Origin of the sequence: Streptomyces sp. NPDC006332, from assembly GCF_040612855.1 — a bacterium.
Classification (GTDB): Bacteria; Actinomycetota; Actinomycetes; order Streptomycetales; family Streptomycetaceae; genus Streptomyces.
The window spans coordinates 1-19,786 of record NZ_JBEXRA010000094.1 but is presented as its reverse complement, the minus strand read 5'-3'; the positions used below and the strand labels follow the sequence as shown (position 1 = coordinate 19,786).

Here is a 19,786-nt window from a genome sequence, read left to right as displayed (position 1 = left end):
AGCGGGGGGACCCCCATCGAGGAGCTTCCGGCGCCTTGCGATCGCACGCACCAGACGCCGCGAGCTGATCGGACTCCACTTTTGTTCGGAGCTCTTAGACACCGGAGGCAGGACATGACGACGACCTTCTCCTTCGAGTTCTTCCCCCCGAGGACGCCCACCGGGGAGCGCGCCTTGTGGGACGCCGTACGCCGGGTCGAGGCCCTGCGGCCCGACTTCGTCTCCGTCACCTACGGCGCCGGGGGCACGTCGAGGGACCGCACCGTCTCGATCACCCACCGGATCGCGGCGGAGACGACCTTGCGTCCGGTGGCCCATCTCACCGCGGTGGGCCACTCGGTGGCCGAGCTGCGGCAGATCGTCGGAGCCTACGCGGACGCGGGCATCCGTGACGTGCTGGTGCTGCGGGGCGACCCGCCGGGTGACCCGAGGGGGAGGTGGCTGCCTCACCCGGGCGGCCTCACCTACGCCTACCAGCTGGTCGAACTGGTGCGCTCGCTCGGTGACTTCAGGATCGGGGTGGCCGCCTTCCCCGAGGGCCACCCCCGATCGCCGGACCCGGACAGCGACCTGCGGCACTTCGTGGCGAAGTGCCGGGCCGGCGCCGACTACGCGATCACGCAGATGTTCTTCCGCCCCGAGGACTACCTCCGCTTCCGGGACCGGGTGGTCGCGGCCGGCTGCCACACGCCGATCATTCCCGAGATCATGCCGGCCACCGACGTACGGCAGATCCGCCGATTCGCCGAGCTCAGCGACGCCGCGTTCCCCGAGGACCTGGCCCATCGGCTCGAAGCCGCCCGCCACGACCCGGCCACCGCGTACCGCGTCGGAGTGGACCACGCCGTCGCGATGGGCGAGAGACTGCTCGCCGAGGGCGCCCCGGGGCTGCACTACATCACCCTGAACCGCTCGACCGCGGCCGTCGACATCCACCGGACCCTTCAGGACGCAAGGAGCCTCAGTGCCCGCTGACCGCCCCACTGAGCGTGACCCCCAGCTTCCCGGACGGCTGCTGCTCACCGAGCGCGACGCCCTCATGCCGCTGCTCCGTGAGACGCCCGAGGAGCGTTTCGAGCTGCGCACGGCCTGTCCCGGCTGGACGGTGCGTCAGGTCCTCGCCCACTGTGGCGCGGCGCTGATGCGGATCGTGGAGGGACGCCTGGAGGAGGGGGTGTTTCTGCCGGCGTCGAACGCGGCCGACGTCGCCGAGCGCGAGGACTGGCCGCTGCGGCGTGTCCTGGACGAGCTGGAGCGCGGGTTCACGGAGGCGGGGCCCGCCATCGCCCCGCACGACGACGGCCAGCTGGACGCGGTCGCTCTGGGGGAGTGGGTACACGCCGGGGACGTACGAGAGGCGCTGGGCGAACCGGGCGCCTACGAGGGGGCCGGCATCCGGTACGCGATCCCGCTGCTGGCGGTGACCAGTGGCAGGCGTGACACCCCGTTGCTGCGCGCCCATCTCACCGGTCACCCGGCCCCGGTCGTCCTGGACCGACCCGAGGAAGGGCGTTCGGTGGCCGAGTTCCACGGGGACGTGGCGACGCTGATCCGCATCTTCACGGGGCGGCCGCTCGTCGGCACGCGGTACCGGTTGCTCGGCGCCGACGAGCAGGAACTGCTCATCTACCGCTGACCGTACGGATCAGTCGACGCGCACCACCTGGAAGGCCTCGGCGAGGCGGCCCGCGGGAAGGCCGCCCGCTCGGGCGTGTTCGGTCAGCCAGTCGCGCAGCAGGCCGGTCAGGTCCTCGAAGTGGGCCGTCTGCGAGGTGTGGATGCGCAGGGCGTCCACCTTGCGGTCGAAGACGGGGGTGACGTCGACGTACTGGTTGGGTGTCGGCCCTGTCATGAGCCACAACTCCCGTACGACCCAGGGCTCGAGACCTTCGTCCTTGAGCAACTGGGGGTGTGCGAAGGGGTTGCGGGCCTCCGGGTACACCGCGCGCAGTGCGGCCTCGCCGACCGCGCGGTGGTCGGGGTGCAGGTCCGCGACCCGCTTCCAGTTGATCTCCGGGCTGGGGATGATCACTCGCTGTGGACGTACCTGGCGGATCACCCGGCACAGATCGCGCCGCAGGTGCGCGCTCGGTTCGACGAAACTGTCGGGGTAACCGAGGAACCGCACGTCGTGCACCCCGCTGAGCTTGGCCGAATGGACCTGCTCGGCGCGGCGGAGATCCGCCATCGCCTGGCGCGGCAGCCGCTCGTCGTACCCCCCGGCGTCACCGTCCGTCACGATGCAGTATGTCGCGCGGGTGCCGCTGGATATCCACCGCATCACCGTGCCGCTGACGCAGAACTCGATGTCGTCCGGGTGGGCGGCCACCACGAGCAGTCGCTCGGGCGCGCTGCGGTCGGGGGCGTCGGGCCTGAACTCGTCCATGAGGCAAGCCTCTTGTCCGTTGTCCGAGGGCGGCAAGACCGGATCCGTGGCGTGTCCGAGACATGGCACTTACGTGCCACCCAAATAATTGGTAGATTCAAAACAATCCGAAGCAGTCGATGGCAAGCAAGAGATCCGGAGGCGACCGGCATGTGCAGGATCTTCGGCTCCTTCGCCGTGGCGGCCACTGGTCCTGAGCTGGACACGGTGTCCGCCCGGCAGCGACACGGCGGCCCTGACGAGCGTGGACTGCTCACCGGCCGCGGGTGGTCACTCGGGTGTGACCGTCTCGCCGTCACCGAACCGGTCGGCGGCGCCCAGCCCTTGCGGCTGGCGAGCGTCCCGGGAGTCCTGGCGGTACTCAACGGCGAGATCTACAACCACCGTGAACTGCGGCGCCGACTGGCGGCGCGCGGTCACGTCTTCCCGGACTCCTGCGACGGCGGTGTGCTGCCCGCGCTCTACGCCGAATACGGCCCCGCGTTCGCCGAGGAACTGGACGGCATGTACGCGATCGCGATACTCGACCTGCGTGCCACGCCGCAACTCGTGCTCGCCGTCGACGAGATGGGCATGAAGCCCATCCACTACCACGAAGGGCCGGGCGGTGCCGTCCGGTTCGCCTCCGAGATCCCGGCGCTGCTCGCCTTCGACGGAGTGCCGGCCGATCCCCGCGAGGAGACACTCGACACCGTCCTCGCCACCAAGACACCCTTCGGGACCGACACCGCGTTGCGCGGCATCCGGGTTCTCCCGCCCGGCGCGACCGCGGTGGCCCGCGGCAGCCGCGGGTTACGCGTGGTCCGTCGCCCCCCGCGCAAGGCCGCACCGGGCGCCGGTCTGCTGGACACCCTGCGCCACGAGGTGCACCGACTGGCCCGCGCCGACGTCCCCCTGTGTGCCATCACCAGCGGAGGCCTGGACTCCGGCCTGGTGACCGCCCTCGCCGCCGAGGAGGCCGCACCCCTGCACACGTTCCACCTGGGTTACCGGGGACGCTGGCCCCATGCGGAGGGCGCCTACGCCCGGGCCGTCGCCCGACGCGCCCGTACGGTCCACCACCACGTCGAGGTGGACTCCGAAGAACTGGTGTCCCTGCTCACCCGCACGACCCGGCACCTGGGCCAGCCCAACGCCGACCCCATCGCCCTGAGCACCTACGCGCTGTTCCGGGCGGTGCACGGCGCGGGATTCACCGTCGCGCTCACCGGCGACGGCGCCGACGAACTCTTCGGCGGCTACGACCGGGTGCGCGCCGCCGTCGCCGCTCCGGCCGGCACCGACTGGACGGGCGCCTACGTCGACGCCCTGGCCGCCGCCCCACGGCTGCTGCGCGAACGGCTCTACACCCCCGACTACCGGGCCTTCATCACGGAACGCGGCTCCGTGGCCGACCACATCACGGCCGAGCTGCGCGCCGCCCGAGCCGAAGGCACGGACCGCCTCGACACACTCACCCGCTTCGAGACGCGCCGACGGCTGCCCGCCTACCACCTGCGGCGGGTCGACCACCTCAGCATGGCCTGGGCCGTGGAGGCGAGGCTGCCGTTCTGTCAGCCGTCCGTGGCCGCCCTCGCCCGGACGCTGCCGGCCGAGCAGCGGCACGGCAAACGCGCGTTGTACGAAGCGGGCGAGGGACTGCTGCCCCGGGCCGTCCTGAATAGGCCCAAGCAGCCCTTCACGCTGCCGCTCACCGCCATGATCGCCCCGGGCGGCCCGTTGCTGGAGCCGGTCCGTGACCTGCTGTCGCCGGCCAGGCTGTCCCGGGGCGGGCAGGTGCGGCCCGATCGGGTGCGGGCACTGCTCGACCGGCACCTCGACCGCCCCTCGGACCGGGACGCGCTCACCTTGTGGGCGCTGGCCGTGCACGAACTGTGGAGGGACGTCGTCCAGGGGCTGAGGGTGCCCGTCGGCTGGGCGGCGTGATCGCCGACATCGTCCAGGCCGAAGGCGCGCCCTGCCCCACCCTGGTGGTGGACAGCGACCGGCTGCCGCCGGGATCCCTGGCCTCCTCCGCCGAACTCGCGGCCCTGAGGACGTGGCTGCGGGAGAGCGGACTCGGCCGGATCCACAAGGTGGCGCTGTACGGAAGGTCGTCCGACGCGGCCTTCGACCTGGACTACCGGTTCGTCCAGACGCTGGCCGACGGCGCCGACTTCCGGGCCGGCTGCGGCCACTCACTGCTCGCGGCCACCGTCAGCGCGGGACTGCCGGGCCGGGTGCGGGTGCGGGCGGTGACCACGGGAGACCCGGTGGTCTGCGAGCCGGAGCCCGGCGGCGCGTACACGGTGCGACTGGAGCGGGCCGCCGACGTGTCGGCACTGCTGCCCACCGGGCGCCCCGTGGACCGGTTGTGCGGCCTGCCCGTCTCGATCGTCCGTTATGGAAACCCCTATGTCTTCGTCGAGGCAGGCCTGCTCGGACTGAGCTCGGAGGAAGCTCTCCTCGCCGCCCGTGACGACATCCTCGGGCGACTGCTCAGGGTGCGGACAGCGGCCGCCCGCCTGTTGGGACTTCCCGCGCACCGGGCACTGCCCAAGATCGCCGCGGTGGGGTCGTACGCCCCTGGCCGTCTGTCGGTGCGGGCGGTCACGGTGGCGGGCTGGCACCCGTCCCTCGCACTGACCGGCAGCACCTGCCTGGCAGCGGCCACCGTGGTGCCGGGCTGTGTGCCGTGGCGTCTCATGGCCGGTGTGAGGGGCCGCTTGACCCTGCGCACCCCGGCGGGCGACCTTCAGGCGTCCGCCGCCGTCCGTGCGGGCCGACTGCTGGGTGTGTCGGTGCACGGCAAGCGGGCCCGCGTCCTCGAACGTGCTGTGCCCCTGCCCTGGCGTATCCACGTCACGGCGTGAACGCGCAACCGCTCACGGCGGAATGACGGCCGTCTTCCTGCCACGCTGGTGATCGGCCCCTGTTCCTCGCAGAGCAGAAGGAACGCGGCCGTTCTGCGTCCCGACCGGGGGAGTGGTTTCCAGAATGAAGTTCGAGAACATGCGTGTCGTGGTGACCGGGGCGTCCCGGTACTTCGGGCGGGCGATCGCCATCGGATTCGCCCACCTCGGCGCGGAAGTCTATGTGTCCGCCCGCACGGTGGAAGCCGCGGAACGCACCAGGACCGAAGTCATGGGCGAGGCCAGAAGCCGTATCCACGCCTTCGGCTGCGACCTCAGCAAGCCGGCCGAGATCCGGGGGTTCGCCCGGCAGGTGGGCGAACGGACCGACCGGGTCGATCTCCTGGTCAACAACGGTGCCCGGTGGCTCGACGGCATGGATCTCGAAGGCGCCTCGGACGACTCGATCGTCGAGACCATCGAATCCACGGCCGGCGGCACCGTCCTCATGGTCAAGCACTTCCTGCCGTTGCTGCGCGTCTCCAAACGTCCCGACATCATCAACATGGTCGCCGTGTGCCAACCGGGCGGAGCCGGCGACATTCCGGCCCACGAGGCCTTCCACGCCGCCAAAGGCGCCCAGGCGGGATTCGCGGAGATCCTCGGGCGCAGGCTGCGCCCTTCCGGGGTGAGGGTCTTCTCGCTCTATCCGCCCGACTATTCCACTTCGGACCCACGGTCCGTGGAATGGCAGGGCACGGGCAAGAACGCCCAGTACCGGGACGAGAAGCTCACGACCCAGGCCCTCTTCGAATGCATCGTCTACGCGGTCGAGCAGCCCCGCGACTGCTTCATCCGCTCGTTCCACTTCGAGCCCCGCTGACGGCCCACGACCGGCAGCCGCTCGCACCACCGCCAAGGAGGACCGCCCATGAGCACCCCCCTGTGGATCACCGCGACTCCACCAGCCAGCCACGGCGAACTGCACATCGGGCACCTCGCCGGTCCGTACGTGGCCGCCGACGTGCTCAGCCGCTTTCTGCGTGCCGACGGTCAGCCGGTGCTCTTCAGCACGGGCACCGCCGACCACGCCGACTCGGTGGAGGTACGCGCGTTACGCGGCGGCCGCAAGCCGGAGGAGGTGGCCGAGGGCTACCGCGCCGCCATCACCGCCGACTGGCTGCGTTCCGGCGTGGAGTTCGACCACATCGTCCGTCCCCGCCACGATCGCGGCTATCAGCGCTGGCAGCAGAACATCTTCCTGGAACTGTTCACACGGGACGCCATCGTCGCCCGCACCCGACTCCAGCCGTACTGCACCTCCTGCGAGCGATGGCTGTACGGCGCCTTCGTGGTCGGCGCCTGTTCGAGCTGTGGCGCCCGCGCCGACGGCAGCCTGTGCCAGGCGTGCGCCCGACCGACGGACGCCGATCTCATCGACCCGGTCTGCGCACTGTGCGGCTCCGCGGGCCGGCCGCGCCGCTGCCGGCGGATGTATCTCCCCCTGGAGCCGATGCGTGACGCGCTGGCCGACCACTGGTCCTCGACCGCCCTGCCGCCCCGGCTGACGGCGCTGTGCCGCGGCCTGCTCGACGACGGGCTGCCGGACGTGTGTGTCGGACACCCGGGGGACTGGGGCGTCCCGATCCCCATCGACGACTTCGGGGAGCACCGGATCGACGCGTGCTTCGAGTCCGTCGTCATGCAGCTCTTCGGCTACGGCCAGGACGACGAGCCGCTGCCCGAGCGGGCCATCCACTTCTGCGGATTCGAGCACGCCTTCTGTCACGCCGTCCTGTTGCCCGCCATCCTCATCGCACGCGGCATGAAGCTCCCCCAGGAGATCTACGTCAACGAGACCTACCGCGTGGACACGGACCGGGGGACCGCCGTGGACGGCGGGCCCGGCGTGTGGGCCCTCGACCTGCTCACCGAGTTCGGTTCGGACACCCTGCGCCGCCACGTCCTCCAACTGCGGCCGCTGGGCCGCAGCACCGGGTTCCACCGGGACGAACTGCACCGTACCCGGCAGGTGTTGGAGGCCACCTGGAACAGCTGGCTGAGCCGTCTGTTCACGGCCGTGCGGGAAGACTGCAGGGGGCTGGTGCCGGACGTGGAGCCCGGCGGGACGGGCTGGGAGGCGCTGCGGCGGCGGCTGCACCGGGCGGCCGAGGACCTGCGCGAGGCGTACGGACCCGACGCCTTCGATCCCCGTCGCGCGGTGGCGGTGCTGGACGAAGTGGTCAACTGTGCGGCCGACTTCGGCTACGTCAACGTCTTCGAACGGGACCAGCCACGGGGGGAGCGAGGCCATCTTCCCGCGGTGGCGGCACAGCTCGCCGTGGCCGGCGCGCTGACGTCGTGGGCCTGGCCCGTCATGCCCGAGGGGGCCACCCGCCTGGCCGCGGCGCTACGGATGAAAGCCGGAAGCCCGGTGCTCCCCGAAGCGCTGCGACCATCGGCTCCCGGAACGCGGCTGGAGCCCCCGTCCGGACCCGTCTTCGGGTTCTGACCGGCAACCGCTCGACGCGTGCCCACCTGGTCCGACCGGCCACCAGGTGGGCACACCGTTCTCCCGCCCGCGAAAAACACACCTCACCCGTACTTCGGCACAACCAGTCGTAGAAGACGCCGCGTGTCCGGCGCATCGTGGCGTCCGGGCGCGTGGCCCTGGCTTCCAAGGAGCTCCACGTGACCCTGAACGTCGCCATGCTCAGTGTGCACACCTCGCCGCTCCATCAGCCCGGCACCGGGGACGCGGGAGGAATGAACGTCTACATGGTCGAGCTGTCCCGTGCCCTCGCCGAACGGGGAGCCGAGGTCGACCTGTTCACCCGGTGTCGCGGCGAAGGGCAGCCGCCGCTGGTCGAACTCGCCCCCGGGGTGCGGGTCCGGCATCTGCGGGCCGGAGAGTGCCGCCCGCTTCCCAAAGAAGCCATGCCCGAGCTGCTGCTCGACTTCTCCCTGGCGCTGCTGCGTGCCGGAGCGAACCGACCGTACGACGTGGTGCACTCCCACTACTGGCTGTCCGGCCTGGCCGGTGCCGTCGCCGCCGCCCACTGGGACGTTCCGCTGGTGCACACCATGCACACCATGGCCCGGGTCAAGAACCTGTCGTTGGCGCCCGGGGACACGCCCGAACCCGAGTCGCGTGTCCGCGGTGAGAGCGGAGTGGTCCTCGCGGCCGACCGGCTCATCGCCAACACCCCCGAAGAGGCAGGGGCCCTGGGCAGCCTCTATGACGCCCCGCCCGGCCGCACCGATGTCGTCACTCCCGGAGTCGACACCCGTACGTTCCACCCGGCGGACGGCAGACGCGCGGCGCGGGCCAGACTCGGGGTGCCCGAGCGGGCCTTCGTTCCGCTCTTCGCCGGCCGGATGCAGCCGCTCAAAGGACCGGACGTCCTGATCCAGGCGGTGGGTGCGCTGCTGCGACAGGCGCCGGGACTGCGCCCCCGGATGCACGTTCCGCTCATCGGGGGGCTCAGCGGCACGGGCCTGCGAGCACGCGGTGAACTCCAGGACATGTGCTCGCGGTTGGGGCTCACCGACGTCATCCACTTCGAGTCCGCCGTGCCCCAGCGGGAACTGGCCGACTGGTACCGAGCGGCCGACGTGCTGGTGGTTCCCTCACGCAGCGAGTCCTTCGGCCTGGTGGCGCTGGAGGCACAGGCCTGCGGAACTCCGGTGGTGGCCGCGGCCGTCGGGGGCCTTTCGGCCGCGGTGCGGGACGGGGTCACCGGGCTGCTCGTACAAGGACACGACCCCGTCGATTTCGCGCGGCGGCTTCTGTGGTTCTCGCGCAACCCGTCCGAAGCCGCACTCATGGGATCCGCGGCCGTGCGGCACGCGGAGCGGATGAGCTGGCGGGCCGCAGCCGAACGCACCCTGGGGGTGTACACCCACGCCCTGACCGACCGGATCGTGGAGGTGGGGCGGGGGCGGCGGCACGCCCCTGCCCCTACGGCCGCTCCCTCCTGGAGGAGCAGGAGGGCCGTCGTACCAGCGTAGCAGCTTCTTTGGTGCAACCAAAGAAGTGGTGAACCCCAAATAATGCCGGACGCCCGGTGTTTTTCGAGGCTGAAATCAACCTCTCAAGGACTGGTTGAAAATCGCCCTTCTGGAGGTGCCCGCTGTCGCATCCATGCCATGGCAGATCTGCGACTTGGGGAACCGTTGGTTCCCAATTCCGGGTGCGCGATTATTGAAATGTCTTCGAGGGGGCCCGGCGGCACGGGTCTCCAGAGAAATATCGATTACTCCTGGAGGGAACATGTTCGTAGTGCGCGGCTCCGGTCTCGGCAAGGTCGTCGTCCAGTTCGCCACCGCGCTGTCTCTGTGTACGGCGGTGGTGGCGGCTGGGGTGCTGACCTCGATGCCGGCGGAGGGACATGCGTCACAGCAGGTGGTGGCCGGAGCGTCGGACAACAACTGGCCTTCGGTACCGACCGTGGGCACCGACAACAACTGGCCGAACAGACTGCTGGACGCCGCGGACAACAACTGGCCGAACAAGCCGCTGGGTACCGATGACAACAACTGGCCGAACAAGCCGCTGGACGCCGCGGACAACAACTGGCCGACCGGCCCGGACGACGGTACGGACAACAACTGGCCCAAGGTGTAACGCTGTCGATCGGGCGAAGCGAAAAGCCGTGGGGTGCTGTGTTCCGCACCCCACGGCTTTTCGCCTTTCTTCGATCGAACGTATTCTGCCGATCGAACGTATTCTCAAGAATCCCGGCAGTCCGGGCACAGTCCCCTGAAAATGATGTCCGCGCCGTGCATCTGCCAACCCGCCAGGCCCTTTTTGGGCGGCCTCGGCGCCTCGTGGGCCGTGTTCTCCACCCGTCCGCAGTTGGTGCACATCGCGTGCTGGTGCGGCGTGCCGGAGATCTCGAACACGGCCGGCCACCCGGGACGGTCGAACTTGGTGACGAGGCCGGTCTCCAGGAAATGCCGAAGCATCTCGTAGACCGCCTGGCTGGTGAGGGTTCCGAGGCGTTCGCGGGCCGCGGCGGTCAGACCCTCCACGTCCAGGTGCCCGCCGGCGGCCAACACCTGCAGCACCTCAAGACGCGGGCTCGTGACACGCAGACCGACATCGCGCAGACGCTGGATGGCCGCGTCGCGCTCGCTCGCCACTGCTTCGAGTGCCATCTCTCCGCCATCTGAGGGGACCAAAGGTTTGTGGCCATCGTACCTCTTGCCCCTCCACATCTACCGACCCCGGCATCGCGGCGACGGCGGAGTCGATTCAGTCCAGCCAGCCCATCAGCGCGGCGCGTACTCCGGCCTCGAAGCGGCTCGAGGCATCCAGTTCCTGCATGAGGTCGGAGATCATCCTGCTCACCGTGCGCAGGGAGACGCCCAGATTGCGGGCGACCTTCTCGTCCTTCATCCCGGACGCGAGCATGCGCAGGGCGGCGCGCTGCTGCTCCCGGAGGCCGTCACCACCGTGGGCCGGCCGCGTCTGATCGCCGAACGGCGTCGCCATGTGCCAGGCGTGCTCGAACAGGGCCTGATAGGAGCGCACCAGAGCGGAACCGTGCGCCAGGATGGCCCCGGCCGTGTGGTCCTCGGGGTTCACCGGGAGGATCGCGAACTGGTCGTCAGCGATGATCATGTTCATCGGCACCACGGGGGAGAGGCGGACCTGTACGCCCAGTTCGGCCTTGGCCCGCAGGTGTTCGGCGTCCTCCGGCACGCCGGCGAGACGTTGGCTGAAGATGGAGCGGACCTGAACCCCGTTCTCGATCTGCCGTCGGTCGCGGTTGAGTGCCCTTTCGGGGATCTCCCTGCCGCGTGCGATCGGATGCATCGAGGACAGACCGTGCCGCACCGTGACCGTGATGTCCTCGAGGACCTGCTGGATGCGGCGGTAGTCGTGCAGGATCTCGACCTCCACGCCGGACGCCTGGGTGAGCATTTCCACCCGGAGGAAGTTGCCCGCCAGTGTCTTGAGGGTGTTGTGGGCGCGGTCGGCCTGTTCCAGGTGGTTGCGCAGTCGGGTGCGTTCCCGCTCCAGCAGGCGCAGCAGGGCGATTTCCGGTGCGACGACGGTGACCGCGTCGGACTGCTCCTCCGACGCTTTGCCCGCGTCCAGTTCCAGTCGGTTGTCATGGGCCGGCCCCGTGGCGACCACCAGGCCGAGGGTGAGTAGTTCGTTACGACATCGATCCGTCTCGTCGTCGGACAGGTCCATCTCCGACGCGATGCCTCGCAGGCTCGATGCTCCACGCGCCCTGAGTTCCTGGTAGAGGGCGAGTGCCAGATCAGTGGACTGTTTGCCTGTCCTGCCACCGCCGTTGGGCATGCCGAAGTGACCCTCCTCAGTGATGCTCCGAGTTGCCCCGGTCACACCTTGTCACATGCCGTCGCCCCGAACTCCGACCCAGCATAGTAGTGTGACGGGCATCACTTGGTTCGGCAGGCCAGCATGACGCTACGGGTCCGGCCGTCCAGCCGCCGCTGTCGGCGCTCGACGACACGCAGCCCGGCCGCGCGCAGATCCCGTGTCAACTCCGCGTCGTCGACGACCCACTTGGTGGTGGTCGTGACCGACCTGTGTGCCCCGTGCCCGCCCGAGCGCTCGACGTCGTAGGTGATCCGTTCCCTCATGGCCGCCGGATCGAAGACCTGCCGCGCCACCGCCCACTCGGTCACGCCGTCGAATCTGGGCACCTGGAAAACCCAGGTCCGCACCGGGTCTCGGATCAAGGCCCCGGTGTCATGGGCGGTGTAGTCGAAGGCCAGGGCGCCGCCGCTGCCCAGGTGCGCGGCGACGGACCGGAAGAAGCCGACGCGTACGGAGGGGGCGACCGCAGCCACCAACGTGCCTGCCAGCAATACGAGTTGGTACCGTCGGCGGAGTCGTGGCCGGGTCAGGTCCGCACACGTCGTGGTCACGCGGTCCCGAACATGGCGGCCCCTGCCCTCGGCCCTCGCCCGCAGTCGACGCAGACTCTCCGCATGCCGGTCGACGGCCTCGACCTCGAATCCGTGACATGCGAAGGGCACGGCGAGCCGCCCGGCACCGGAGCCGAGATCGAGGACCGGGCCACCGGTGCTCCTGGCCAGTTCCAGAAAGCCCACGATGTCGCCGCTGAAAGGGCCGAGGAGGGCGTCCTGGAGCCAGAGTTGGTCGTCGGTCTGCTCGGCCAGGGACTCCAGGCCGGGAAGCAGGTAAGGCCGGACGGTGATCGCGTTCCGCGCTCGGAACGGCGGGACCGGGTCGAGCGCGGACGTCACCGACGTGCTCGCCTGCGTGTGCACCGCTCCTCCAGATGACTCGAACCGGTCCCTGCCGTCCTGGCGGGACCCCGTGCCGCCGGGAACCCGCCGCGCCACCATGCTGTCCGGTGCGGGATCACGCGCACCAGCCGTGGACGGTGCGCGTCCACGCCAACGCGCGTGTACGCCAGCGGCGTTGCCTCCGAACCGTCCGGCGAAGGCCACCGACCGCGACGACAGCGCGGTCCTTCCCCGTCACACCGGTGTCGAACAGCACACGACGACCAGGGGAATCAGAACGGCCGCCGGGACGAGCCCCGCCAGGACGGCCCGCAGTACCGGATGCCCTGATGTCCGCGGCGTGAGAATCCGGCGCATGCGTACCACGACCGAGGAACCGCCCGCCGCGAAGGCGGCCTGCGGATGCTGCCCGGCCGCGAGCGAGTACAGAGCTGTCGCCAGAGCATCCCGGGAGGACCCGCGCAGCGCCCGGTCGTCGGCGGCCATCTCCAGCAGGAGCGGCACTTCTTCCTGCGCGTGCCGAGTCAGCGGCAGGGCGCGCAGCACCGTTCGAAGGGCCGATGTGGCACAGAGGAACAGGTGGTGGCGGCCCACCAGGTGAGCCCGTTCGTGTTCCAGCACCGCCGTCAGCTGCTGCCGCGTCAGGACCCGCAGAGCCCCGGAACTCACCACCACTTGCGCGCCCCGGCCCGGCAGGCAGTACACGACCGGGGTGTTGTGCGGTACCACCGTGGCTCTCAGCGCCGACTCCCTGGAGGCCACCAGGCGCAGCCCGTCGGCGTGCTCGGCCCGACGGCGGCGGGCGCCCAGCAGTTCCCGGGCGAAGGTGACGGTGAGGACGACCGGCACCGCGGCGCCGGCCGCGAGCGCGCTCCACACCCGAGGGCTCAGACTCGCCAACCGGTCGGCCGACGGCGGGGCGCACGACGCCCCCGTCGGGAGGAAGCAGTCCTCGACGAAGTGGGAGAGGGCATGACTGGCCGGGTTGGGCAGCAGCGATTCCACGGCCAGCAGGGAGACGGCCATCGGCAACAGCATGGCGAGCGCGGCCCAGGCGCAGAGCGCCAGGCGGGGCACCTCACGTGCCCAGCGGCTGCGCGCCAACAGTCCCGGCAGCACCAGCCCGGCGGCCACGGCGACCGCGAGGGGCGGGAGCACGTGGTGCCGTGCCATCAGCAACTCGACTGTGTGAGCGAATAAACCGCTCACGAAGCAGCCCCTTGGCCGCTGCCCTGATCAGGACTGTGGCCCGCGGCGCGCAGGGCCGCCGCCAGTGCGGAGATGTCCTCCTGGGACATGTGCTCCACGAAGCGGAGCAACGCGGCTTCCCGGTCCTCGGTGTGGCCCAGCGCGTCCTTCATCAGCCCGGCTGTGTATTCGTCGCGGGTCCACTCCGGGGTGTAGAGCCAGGCGCGGCCGGTCTTGCGGCGTCGCACCAGGCCCTTCCGGTGCAGGTTGTCGGCGACCGTCAACACGGTCGTGTAGGCGACGGGCCGCGAACCCTTGAGGTCGTCGAAGACCTCACGCACCGTCGCCGGCCGGCCCCATCGCCAGAGCCGGTCCATCACCTCGGCTTCCAGATCACCAAGCCGCCGCACGTCGGCCCCTTCTTCGTTCCGCGTAGGGATGCCACGGGATGCCACATCGTAGGCCACATCGGTGATCCAAGGGATGGGCCCCGCAGGTCCCGCAGATTCCGCAAGTCCCGCAGGTTGCGCAGGTCCGACCCCCAGGTCCCGCAGGTCCCGCTGGACAGCGATCAGTGCCCGGTGCGGTCCTCACCGCACCGGGCCCCGCAGCCGCGAGCCCGCACGACCCGCCCGTCAGGCCTTCACCAGTCGCGCGATGGCCCTGGACGCCTCGGTGACCTTGGCCCGGGCCTGTTCGCCGCCTTCCACGATCGCGTCGGTCACACAGCAGTTGAGGTGCTCGTCGAGGAGCGCCAGCGCGCAGGCCTGCAGGGCCGCGTTGGTGGCCGATATCTGCGTGAGGACGTCGATGCAGTAGGTCTCCTCCTCGACCATCCGCTGCAGTCCCCTCACCTGGCCCTCGATCCTGCGCAGCCGCCTGACGACGTCGTCCCGGTGGTTCTCGTATCCGGCCATGGGTGCCTCCTGAGTCGTCGGTGGCTCATCGGTCGGTGGGCTGGAAGCCGCGCAGGCGGAGGCTGTTGCCGACCACGAACACCGAGGAGAACGCCATCGCCGCTCCGGCGATCATCGGGTTGAGGAGTCCGGAGGCGGCGAGGGGGAGGGCGGCGACGTTGTAGGCGAAGGCCCAGAACAGGTTGGACCTGATGGTGCCGAGCGTCTTGCGGGACAGCCGGATGGCGTCCGCCGCCGCCCTGAGGTCACCGCGTACCAGGGTCAGGTCGCCGGCCTCGATGGCTGCGTCGGTGCCGGTGCCCATCGCCAGACCGAGGTCGGCCTGGGCGAGCGCGGCGGCGTCGTTGACGCCGTCGCCGACCATGGCGACCGAACGGCCCTCGCCCTGGAGGCGCTTGACGACGTCCACCTTGTCCTGCGGCATGACCTCGGCGATCACATGCTCCCGGTCGATGCCGACCTCGGTCGCGACGGACTCCGCGACCGTCCTGTTGTCGCCGGTCAGCAGCATGGGCGTGAGACCGAGGGCACGCAGCCGCCGGATCGCTTCCGGGCTGGTCTCCTTGACGGCGTCGGCGACCTCGAGGACGGCACGGGCCTCGCCGTCCCACCCGACCGCGATGGCGGTGCGCCCGGCGGCCTCGGCCTCGGCCTTGGCGCGCTCCAGCCCCACCGGGAGGGTGATGGCCCATTCGTCCAGCAGCTTCTGCCGGCCGACCAGGACGGCGTGGCCCTCCACGATGCCCTGGACACCCAGTCCCGCGAGGTTGGCGAAGTCCTCCGGGACGGGCAGGGCGCCCACGCGGGCGGCGGCGCCCGCGGCGACCGCCTGGGCGATGGGGTGTTCCGAGGAGTGCTCCAGGGCGCCCGCGAGACGCAGTGCCTCGTCCTCGTCCGTCCCGTCCGCGGTGTGCACGGCGAGCAGGGTCATCCGGCCGGTGGTGACGGTGCCGGTCTTGTCGAGGACGATGGTGTCGACCTTGCGGGTGGACTCCAGGACCTCCGGGCCCTTGATGAGGATGCCGAGCTGGGCGCCGCGCCCCGTGCCGACCATCAGCGCGGTCGGGGTGGCCAGACCCAGGGCGCACGGGCAGGCGATGATCAGCACCGCCACGGCCGCGGTGAAGGCGGCGGTCAGGCCCGCGCCGTTGCCGAGCCAGAAGCCCAGGGTGCCGAGCGCGAGGGCGATCACGACCGGCACGAAGACCGCGGAGATCTTGTCCGCGAGCCGCTGGGCCGCCGCCTTGCCGTTCTGCGCGTCCTCCACCAGCTTGGCCATGCGGGCGAGTTGGGTGTCGGAGCCGACCCGGGTGGCCTCCACGACCAGTCGGCCGCCGGCGTTGAGGGTGGCGCCGGTGACGCCGTCGCCGGCCGCGACCTCCACGGGCACGGACTCACCGGTGAGCATGGAGGCGTCGACGGCGGAGGAGCCCTCGACGACCGTGCCGTCGGTGGCGATCTTCTCCCCGGGGCGGACCAGGAACCGGTCACCCACCTTCAACTCCGCGACGGGGATGAGCTCTTCCCGGCCGCCGCGCAGGACGGTGACCTCCTTCGCGCCGAGTTCCATGAGCGCCTTCAGCGCCGCGCCCGCCTTCCGCTTGGAGCGGGCCTCGAAGTACCGCCCGGCGAGGATGAACGCGGTGACGCCGGCGGCGGCCTCCAGGTAGATGTTCCCGGCGCCGTCGGTGCGGGCGATGGTGAACTCGAAGGGGTGCGTCATGCCGGGTGTGCCCGCCGTGCCGAAGAACAGCGCCCACAGTGACCACAGGAACGCCGCCGTCGTACCGACCGAGATCAGCGTGTCCATGGTCGCCGCGCCGTGCCGGGCGTTGGTCCAGGCCGCCTTGTGGAAGGGCCAGGCGGCGTACGTCACCACGGGCGCCGCCAGCGTCAGCGACAGCCACTGCCAGAACTCGAACTGCAGGGCGGGAGCCATCGCCATCGCGATCACCGGGACCGCGAGCGCGACCGCCGTGATCAACCGCTCGCGCAGCGGCCGCAGTTCGTCGGTCTCCGGTCCCTCCTCGGCCGAGCCGGGCCCGGATCCGCCACGCACGGGGTCCCGCTCGGGTTCCCGTGCGGTGTAGCCGGTGGCCTCCACGGTGGCGATCAGGTCGGTGACGGCGATGTCCTCGCTGAAGGTGACCTTCGCCTTCTCGGTGGCGTAGTTGACGGTGGCCTCGACCCCGTCCATGCGGTTGAGCTTCTTCTCGATCCGGGCGGCGCACGAGGCGCAGGTCATGCCGCCGATGGCGAGTTCGACCTCGGCGGCGCCGGGCGTGGTGGTGGTCATGTCTGCTCCTCGCAGCTCACGGACGCGACACGGAAAAACGGGGGGTGGGGCCTGGACGCGGCCCCACCCCGGGTGGGGCGGCTCAGACGGCCGCGCGGCCGGCGAAGGCGTAGCCGGCCTCGTCGACGGTGTCGGCGATCAGCTTGTCGAGCTCCTCGCCGGGCTCGGCGTCGGTCGTCACGGTGACCAGGCCGGTGCCGATCTCGACCTCGACCGCCTTGACCTCGTCCAGGCCTCCCACGGCCTTGGCGACGATGCCCTGGCAGTGAGCGCTGCCGACGCCGCCGACCTTGTAGACGACGGTCTTGGTCTCCGTCTGGGTGTGGCAGCTTCCGTCCGGGGTGCAGCAGTCGGACACGGTTCCTCCATCATGGGCGAGCCGGATACCCCGGCGGGGTATCCGTGGATTGGCTTCCTGTATACCCCCCACCCGTATCGAACGCAAGCGGGATCCCGGCTTGACTTGGTACCCCCTAGGGGTATGTTGAGGTGTGTGGAGGCCGTCAGACGGGGCGGCCGGGAGATCGAGGAGTGCGAGATATGAACACCGGACTGCGGATCACCGTCTTCGCCGCCGCCCTCGCCGCGACCTTCGGCACCGCGTACGGCGTCGGCAGCGGTGTCGGCGAGATCTCGCCCGAGCCGGCGAGCGCCGCTCACGGGAAGCACGCCGGGGGCACTCGCGCCGAACAGGGCGGCGGTCATGAACAGGGCCACGAGCCGGACGGTCAGCAGCCTGAGGGGGCGAGTGCGGCGCCGGCCCCGCCCGGGGGTCTGCAGATCTCGGACGGCGGCTACACCCTCGACCTGAAGACCCCGCGCCTTGAGGCCGACAAGAAGACACAGCTGCGCTTCGCCGTCGTGCGGGCATCGACGGGACGGCAGGTGTCGGCCTACGAGCGGGAGCACGACAAGGAACTGCATCTGATCGTCGCCTCACGCGACCTGACGACCTACCGTCACCTGCATCCCACCCGGGCGGCCGACGGCACCTGGTCCACTCCCGTGGAACTCCCCGAAGCCGGCGGGTACCGGGTCTTCGCCGACTTCACGCCCAAGGGCGGAGAAGGGCTCACGCTCGGTGCCGACCTCGCCGTCTCCGGCGCCTACGAGCCCAACCCGCTTCCCGCGCGGAACACCACTGCGACGGTGGACGGCTACGACGTCGCACTGAAGGGCGCCCTGACCCCCGGCAAGGCCGGTGAACTCGACCTGACCGTCACCAAGGACGGCAAGCCGGTACGCGACCTCCAGCCCTACCTCGGCGCATACGGCCACCTGGTCGCCCTGCGCTCCGGGGACCTCGCCTACCTGCACGTCCACCCCAACGGCGAGCCCGGCGACGGCAGGACCCGGCCCGGCCCCGACGTCTCCTTCACGGCGACCGCCCCCAGCGAGGGCGCCTACCGGCTGTTCCTGGACTTCAAGCACGAGGGCAAGGTCCGCACCGCCGCCTTCACGGTGCGTGCCCAGGGCACGGGCGCGGGCTCGGGAGCCGAGGCGGAGGCGACGCCGCAGGCCGGGTCGGGGAACTCCGACGAGTCGTCGCCGCACGGACACTGATCGACGCGGTCGGCCGAGGTGATCAGCATGCCCGGAACCGCTGGAACGGGAGTCGCGGACCGAACCTGTCCGCGATCCCCGCTAGCGTGCCCGACATGACGAAGACGACGAAGCGGAACACCTCCCGGTCGGCGGCCGCGGTGCCGGTGCTCGACACCCGGGCCCTCAACCGGGCCACACTGGAGCGGCAACTGCTGCTGCGCCGCGCCCCGTTGTCCGCCGAGGCCGCCGTCGAGCACCTGCTGGGCCTCCAGGCGCAGAACGTGAAGCCCCCGTACTACGCCCTCGCCGCCCGCCTCGACGGCTTCACCCCGGGCAAGCTGTCCGGACTGATGGCCGACCGTGCGGTGGTGCGCATCGTCACCATGCGCTCGACCATCCACACCCACACCGCCGCCGACTGCCTCACCCTGCGTCCCCTGGTGCAACCCGCCCGGGACCGCGAACTCACCGCCTTCCGCAGGGGACTTCAGGGTGTCGACCTCGACCGGCTGGCCGCGCTCGCCCGGGACCTCGTCGAGGCCGAGCCGCGCACCATGAAGCAGTTGCGCGAGGCCCTGCTCGCCGTCTGGCCGGACGCCGATCCGCAGGCTCTCGCGATCGCCGCCCGCTGCAAGCTGCCGCTGGTGCAGGTGACCCCGCGCGGACTGTGGGAACGCAGCGGCCAGGTCGCCCTCACCACCGCCGAGCACTGGCTGGGCCGCCCCACGGAGCCGACACCCACCCCCGACGCCACCGTCCTGCGCTACCTGGCCGCGTTCGGCCCCGCGTCCGTCAAGGACATGCAGACCTGGGCCGGCCTGACCCGCCTGCGTGACGCCTTCGAACGCCTCCGCCCGGACCTGGTCACCTTCCGCGACGAACAGGGCACCGAACTCTTCGACCTCCCGGACGCGCCCCGACCCGCCCCGGACACCCCCGCGCCGCCCCGCTTCCTCCCCGAGTTCGACAACCTGCTCCTCTCCCACGCCGACCGCACCCGCGTCGTCCCTCCGGAGCACTGGGGCCGCGCCTGGCAGGGCAACCAGGCCCACCGCACCCTCCTGGTCGACGGTTTCCTGGCGGGCGTGTGGAAAATCGAGGAGGGCAACCTCGTCATCGAGCCCTTCGGCCGCCTCACCAGGGACCAGCGCCGCGCGGTGACCGAGGAGGGGGAGCACCTGTTGCGCGTGCTGCACCCGGAGCCGTCGTACGACATCCGGTTCGGCACCGTCATCCGATAGAGGCACCTCAGCGGAAGAGCAGGACAGCAGGACAGCGGGACGAGGGGCAGCGGACAGCGGGACATGGAACAGGGCCCTTCTTGCCGAACAGCTGCTGGGCCGTGGCGGTGTCGAAGAGGGCGAGGCTG

General features: G+C 70.8%; 19 protein-coding genes. 10 read left to right on the top strand and 9 right to left on the bottom strand.

Annotation, left to right across the window (positions count from 1 at the left end):
• Positions 1-114 precede the first annotated feature (114 nt).
• Together metF and ABZ027_RS41395 are read left to right on the top strand one after the other, a co-directional pair.
• A complete protein-coding gene (metF, locus tag ABZ027_RS41400) occupies positions 115-975 on the top strand; it encodes a methylenetetrahydrofolate reductase [NAD(P)H] (protein ID WP_356777950.1) in 861 nt (286 codons plus the stop codon).
• Positions 965-1,636, top strand: a complete 672-nt coding sequence (locus ABZ027_RS41395) for a maleylpyruvate isomerase family mycothiol-dependent enzyme (RefSeq protein WP_356777948.1) — start codon at positions 965-967, stop codon at positions 1,634-1,636. Before metF ends, ABZ027_RS41395 begins: the two co-directional genes overlap by 11 nt.
• A gap of 9 nt (positions 1,637-1,645) precedes the next feature.
• Here ABZ027_RS41395 and ABZ027_RS41390 read toward each other — a convergent pair whose 3' ends face one another.
• Positions 1,646-2,386 carry a PIG-L deacetylase family protein gene (locus ABZ027_RS41390; RefSeq protein WP_356777946.1) on the bottom strand — a complete coding sequence of 247 codons (741 nt, stop codon included), beginning with the start codon at positions 2,384-2,386 and terminating at the stop codon, positions 1,646-1,648.
• A 150-nt stretch (positions 2,387-2,536) separates the two neighbouring features.
• Between ABZ027_RS41390 and asnB the strand changes: the two genes are divergently transcribed.
• The 6 genes from asnB to ABZ027_RS41360 all read left to right on the top strand — a co-directional run bounded on the left by asnB (position 2,537) and on the right by ABZ027_RS41360 (position 9,844).
• Entirely contained in the window at positions 2,537-4,312 is a 1,776-nt protein-coding gene (gene asnB / locus ABZ027_RS41385) for an asparagine synthase (glutamine-hydrolyzing) (RefSeq protein WP_356777944.1), read from the top strand.
• The gene (locus ABZ027_RS41380; RefSeq protein ID WP_356777942.1) at positions 4,309-5,238 is read left to right on the top strand and encodes a PrpF domain-containing protein; all 930 of its coding nucleotides are present in this window, start codon (positions 4,309-4,311) and stop codon (positions 5,236-5,238) included. The genes asnB and ABZ027_RS41380 overlap by 4 nt, the downstream gene beginning before the upstream one ends.
• A 124-nt stretch (positions 5,239-5,362) precedes the next feature.
• The gene (locus ABZ027_RS41375) at positions 5,363-6,100 is read left to right on the top strand and encodes an SDR family oxidoreductase (protein WP_356777940.1); all 738 of its coding nucleotides are present in this window, start codon (positions 5,363-5,365) and stop codon (positions 6,098-6,100) included.
• A 48-nt stretch (positions 6,101-6,148) separates the two neighbouring features.
• On the top strand, positions 6,149-7,729 hold the full coding sequence (locus ABZ027_RS41370) for a class I tRNA ligase family protein (RefSeq protein ID WP_356777938.1): 1,581 nt from the start codon (positions 6,149-6,151) through the stop codon (positions 7,727-7,729).
• Positions 7,730-7,926: 197 nt separating this feature from the next.
• Complete coding sequence (gene mshA / locus ABZ027_RS41365; RefSeq protein WP_356777952.1) at positions 7,927-9,228, top strand: D-inositol-3-phosphate glycosyltransferase; 1,302 nt, start codon at positions 7,927-7,929, stop codon at positions 9,226-9,228.
• Between the two features lie 262 nt (positions 9,229-9,490).
• On the top strand, positions 9,491-9,844 hold the full coding sequence (locus tag ABZ027_RS41360; RefSeq protein WP_356777936.1) for a hypothetical protein: 354 nt from the start codon (positions 9,491-9,493) through the stop codon (positions 9,842-9,844).
• Between the two features lie 104 nt (positions 9,845-9,948).
• On the opposite strand, the gene ABZ027_RS41355 is transcribed toward ABZ027_RS41360, so the two are convergent.
• From ABZ027_RS41355 to ABZ027_RS41320, 8 genes are all read right to left on the bottom strand, one after another.
• The gene (locus ABZ027_RS41355; RefSeq protein ID WP_356777934.1) at positions 9,949-10,377 is read right to left on the bottom strand and encodes a transcriptional repressor; all 429 of its coding nucleotides are present in this window, start codon (positions 10,375-10,377) and stop codon (positions 9,949-9,951) included.
• Between the two features lie 97 nt (positions 10,378-10,474).
• Positions 10,475-11,533, bottom strand: coding sequence for a LuxR C-terminal-related transcriptional regulator (locus tag ABZ027_RS41350; RefSeq protein WP_356777932.1), 1,059 nt, complete (start codon positions 11,531-11,533; stop codon positions 10,475-10,477).
• Between the two features lie 101 nt (positions 11,534-11,634).
• A complete protein-coding gene (locus ABZ027_RS41345; RefSeq protein WP_356777930.1) occupies positions 11,635-12,492 on the bottom strand; it encodes a class I SAM-dependent methyltransferase in 858 nt (285 codons plus the stop codon).
• A 213-nt stretch (positions 12,493-12,705) separates the two neighbouring features.
• The gene (locus tag ABZ027_RS41340) at positions 12,706-13,644 is read right to left on the bottom strand and encodes a M56 family metallopeptidase (protein WP_356777928.1); all 939 of its coding nucleotides are present in this window, start codon (positions 13,642-13,644) and stop codon (positions 12,706-12,708) included.
• Between the two features lie 32 nt (positions 13,645-13,676).
• Positions 13,677-14,069, bottom strand: a complete 393-nt coding sequence (locus tag ABZ027_RS41335; RefSeq protein WP_356777926.1) for a BlaI/MecI/CopY family transcriptional regulator — start codon at positions 14,067-14,069, stop codon at positions 13,677-13,679.
• 225 nt (positions 14,070-14,294) lie between these two features.
• Entirely contained in the window at positions 14,295-14,576 is a 282-nt protein-coding gene (locus ABZ027_RS41330; protein WP_356777924.1) for a metal-sensitive transcriptional regulator, read from the bottom strand.
• A gap of 25 nt (positions 14,577-14,601) precedes the next feature.
• Positions 14,602-16,872, bottom strand: coding sequence for a heavy metal translocating P-type ATPase (locus ABZ027_RS41325; protein WP_356777922.1), 2,271 nt, complete (start codon positions 16,870-16,872; stop codon positions 14,602-14,604).
• An 82-nt stretch (positions 16,873-16,954) separates the two neighbouring features.
• Entirely contained in the window at positions 16,955-17,230 is a 276-nt protein-coding gene (locus ABZ027_RS41320) for a heavy-metal-associated domain-containing protein (RefSeq protein WP_356777920.1), read from the bottom strand.
• A gap of 182 nt (positions 17,231-17,412) precedes the next feature.
• On the opposite strand from ABZ027_RS41320, the gene ABZ027_RS41315 reads away from it, so the two are divergent.
• Together ABZ027_RS41315 and ABZ027_RS41310 are read left to right on the top strand one after the other, a co-directional pair.
• Positions 17,413-18,435 carry a hypothetical protein gene (locus tag ABZ027_RS41315; protein WP_356777918.1) on the top strand — a complete coding sequence of 341 codons (1,023 nt, stop codon included), beginning with the start codon at positions 17,413-17,415 and terminating at the stop codon, positions 18,433-18,435.
• A 95-nt stretch (positions 18,436-18,530) separates the two neighbouring features.
• Positions 18,531-19,658 carry a winged helix DNA-binding domain-containing protein gene (locus ABZ027_RS41310; protein ID WP_356777916.1) on the top strand — a complete coding sequence of 376 codons (1,128 nt, stop codon included), beginning with the start codon at positions 18,531-18,533 and terminating at the stop codon, positions 19,656-19,658.
• Positions 19,659-19,786: the final 128 nt, after the last annotated feature.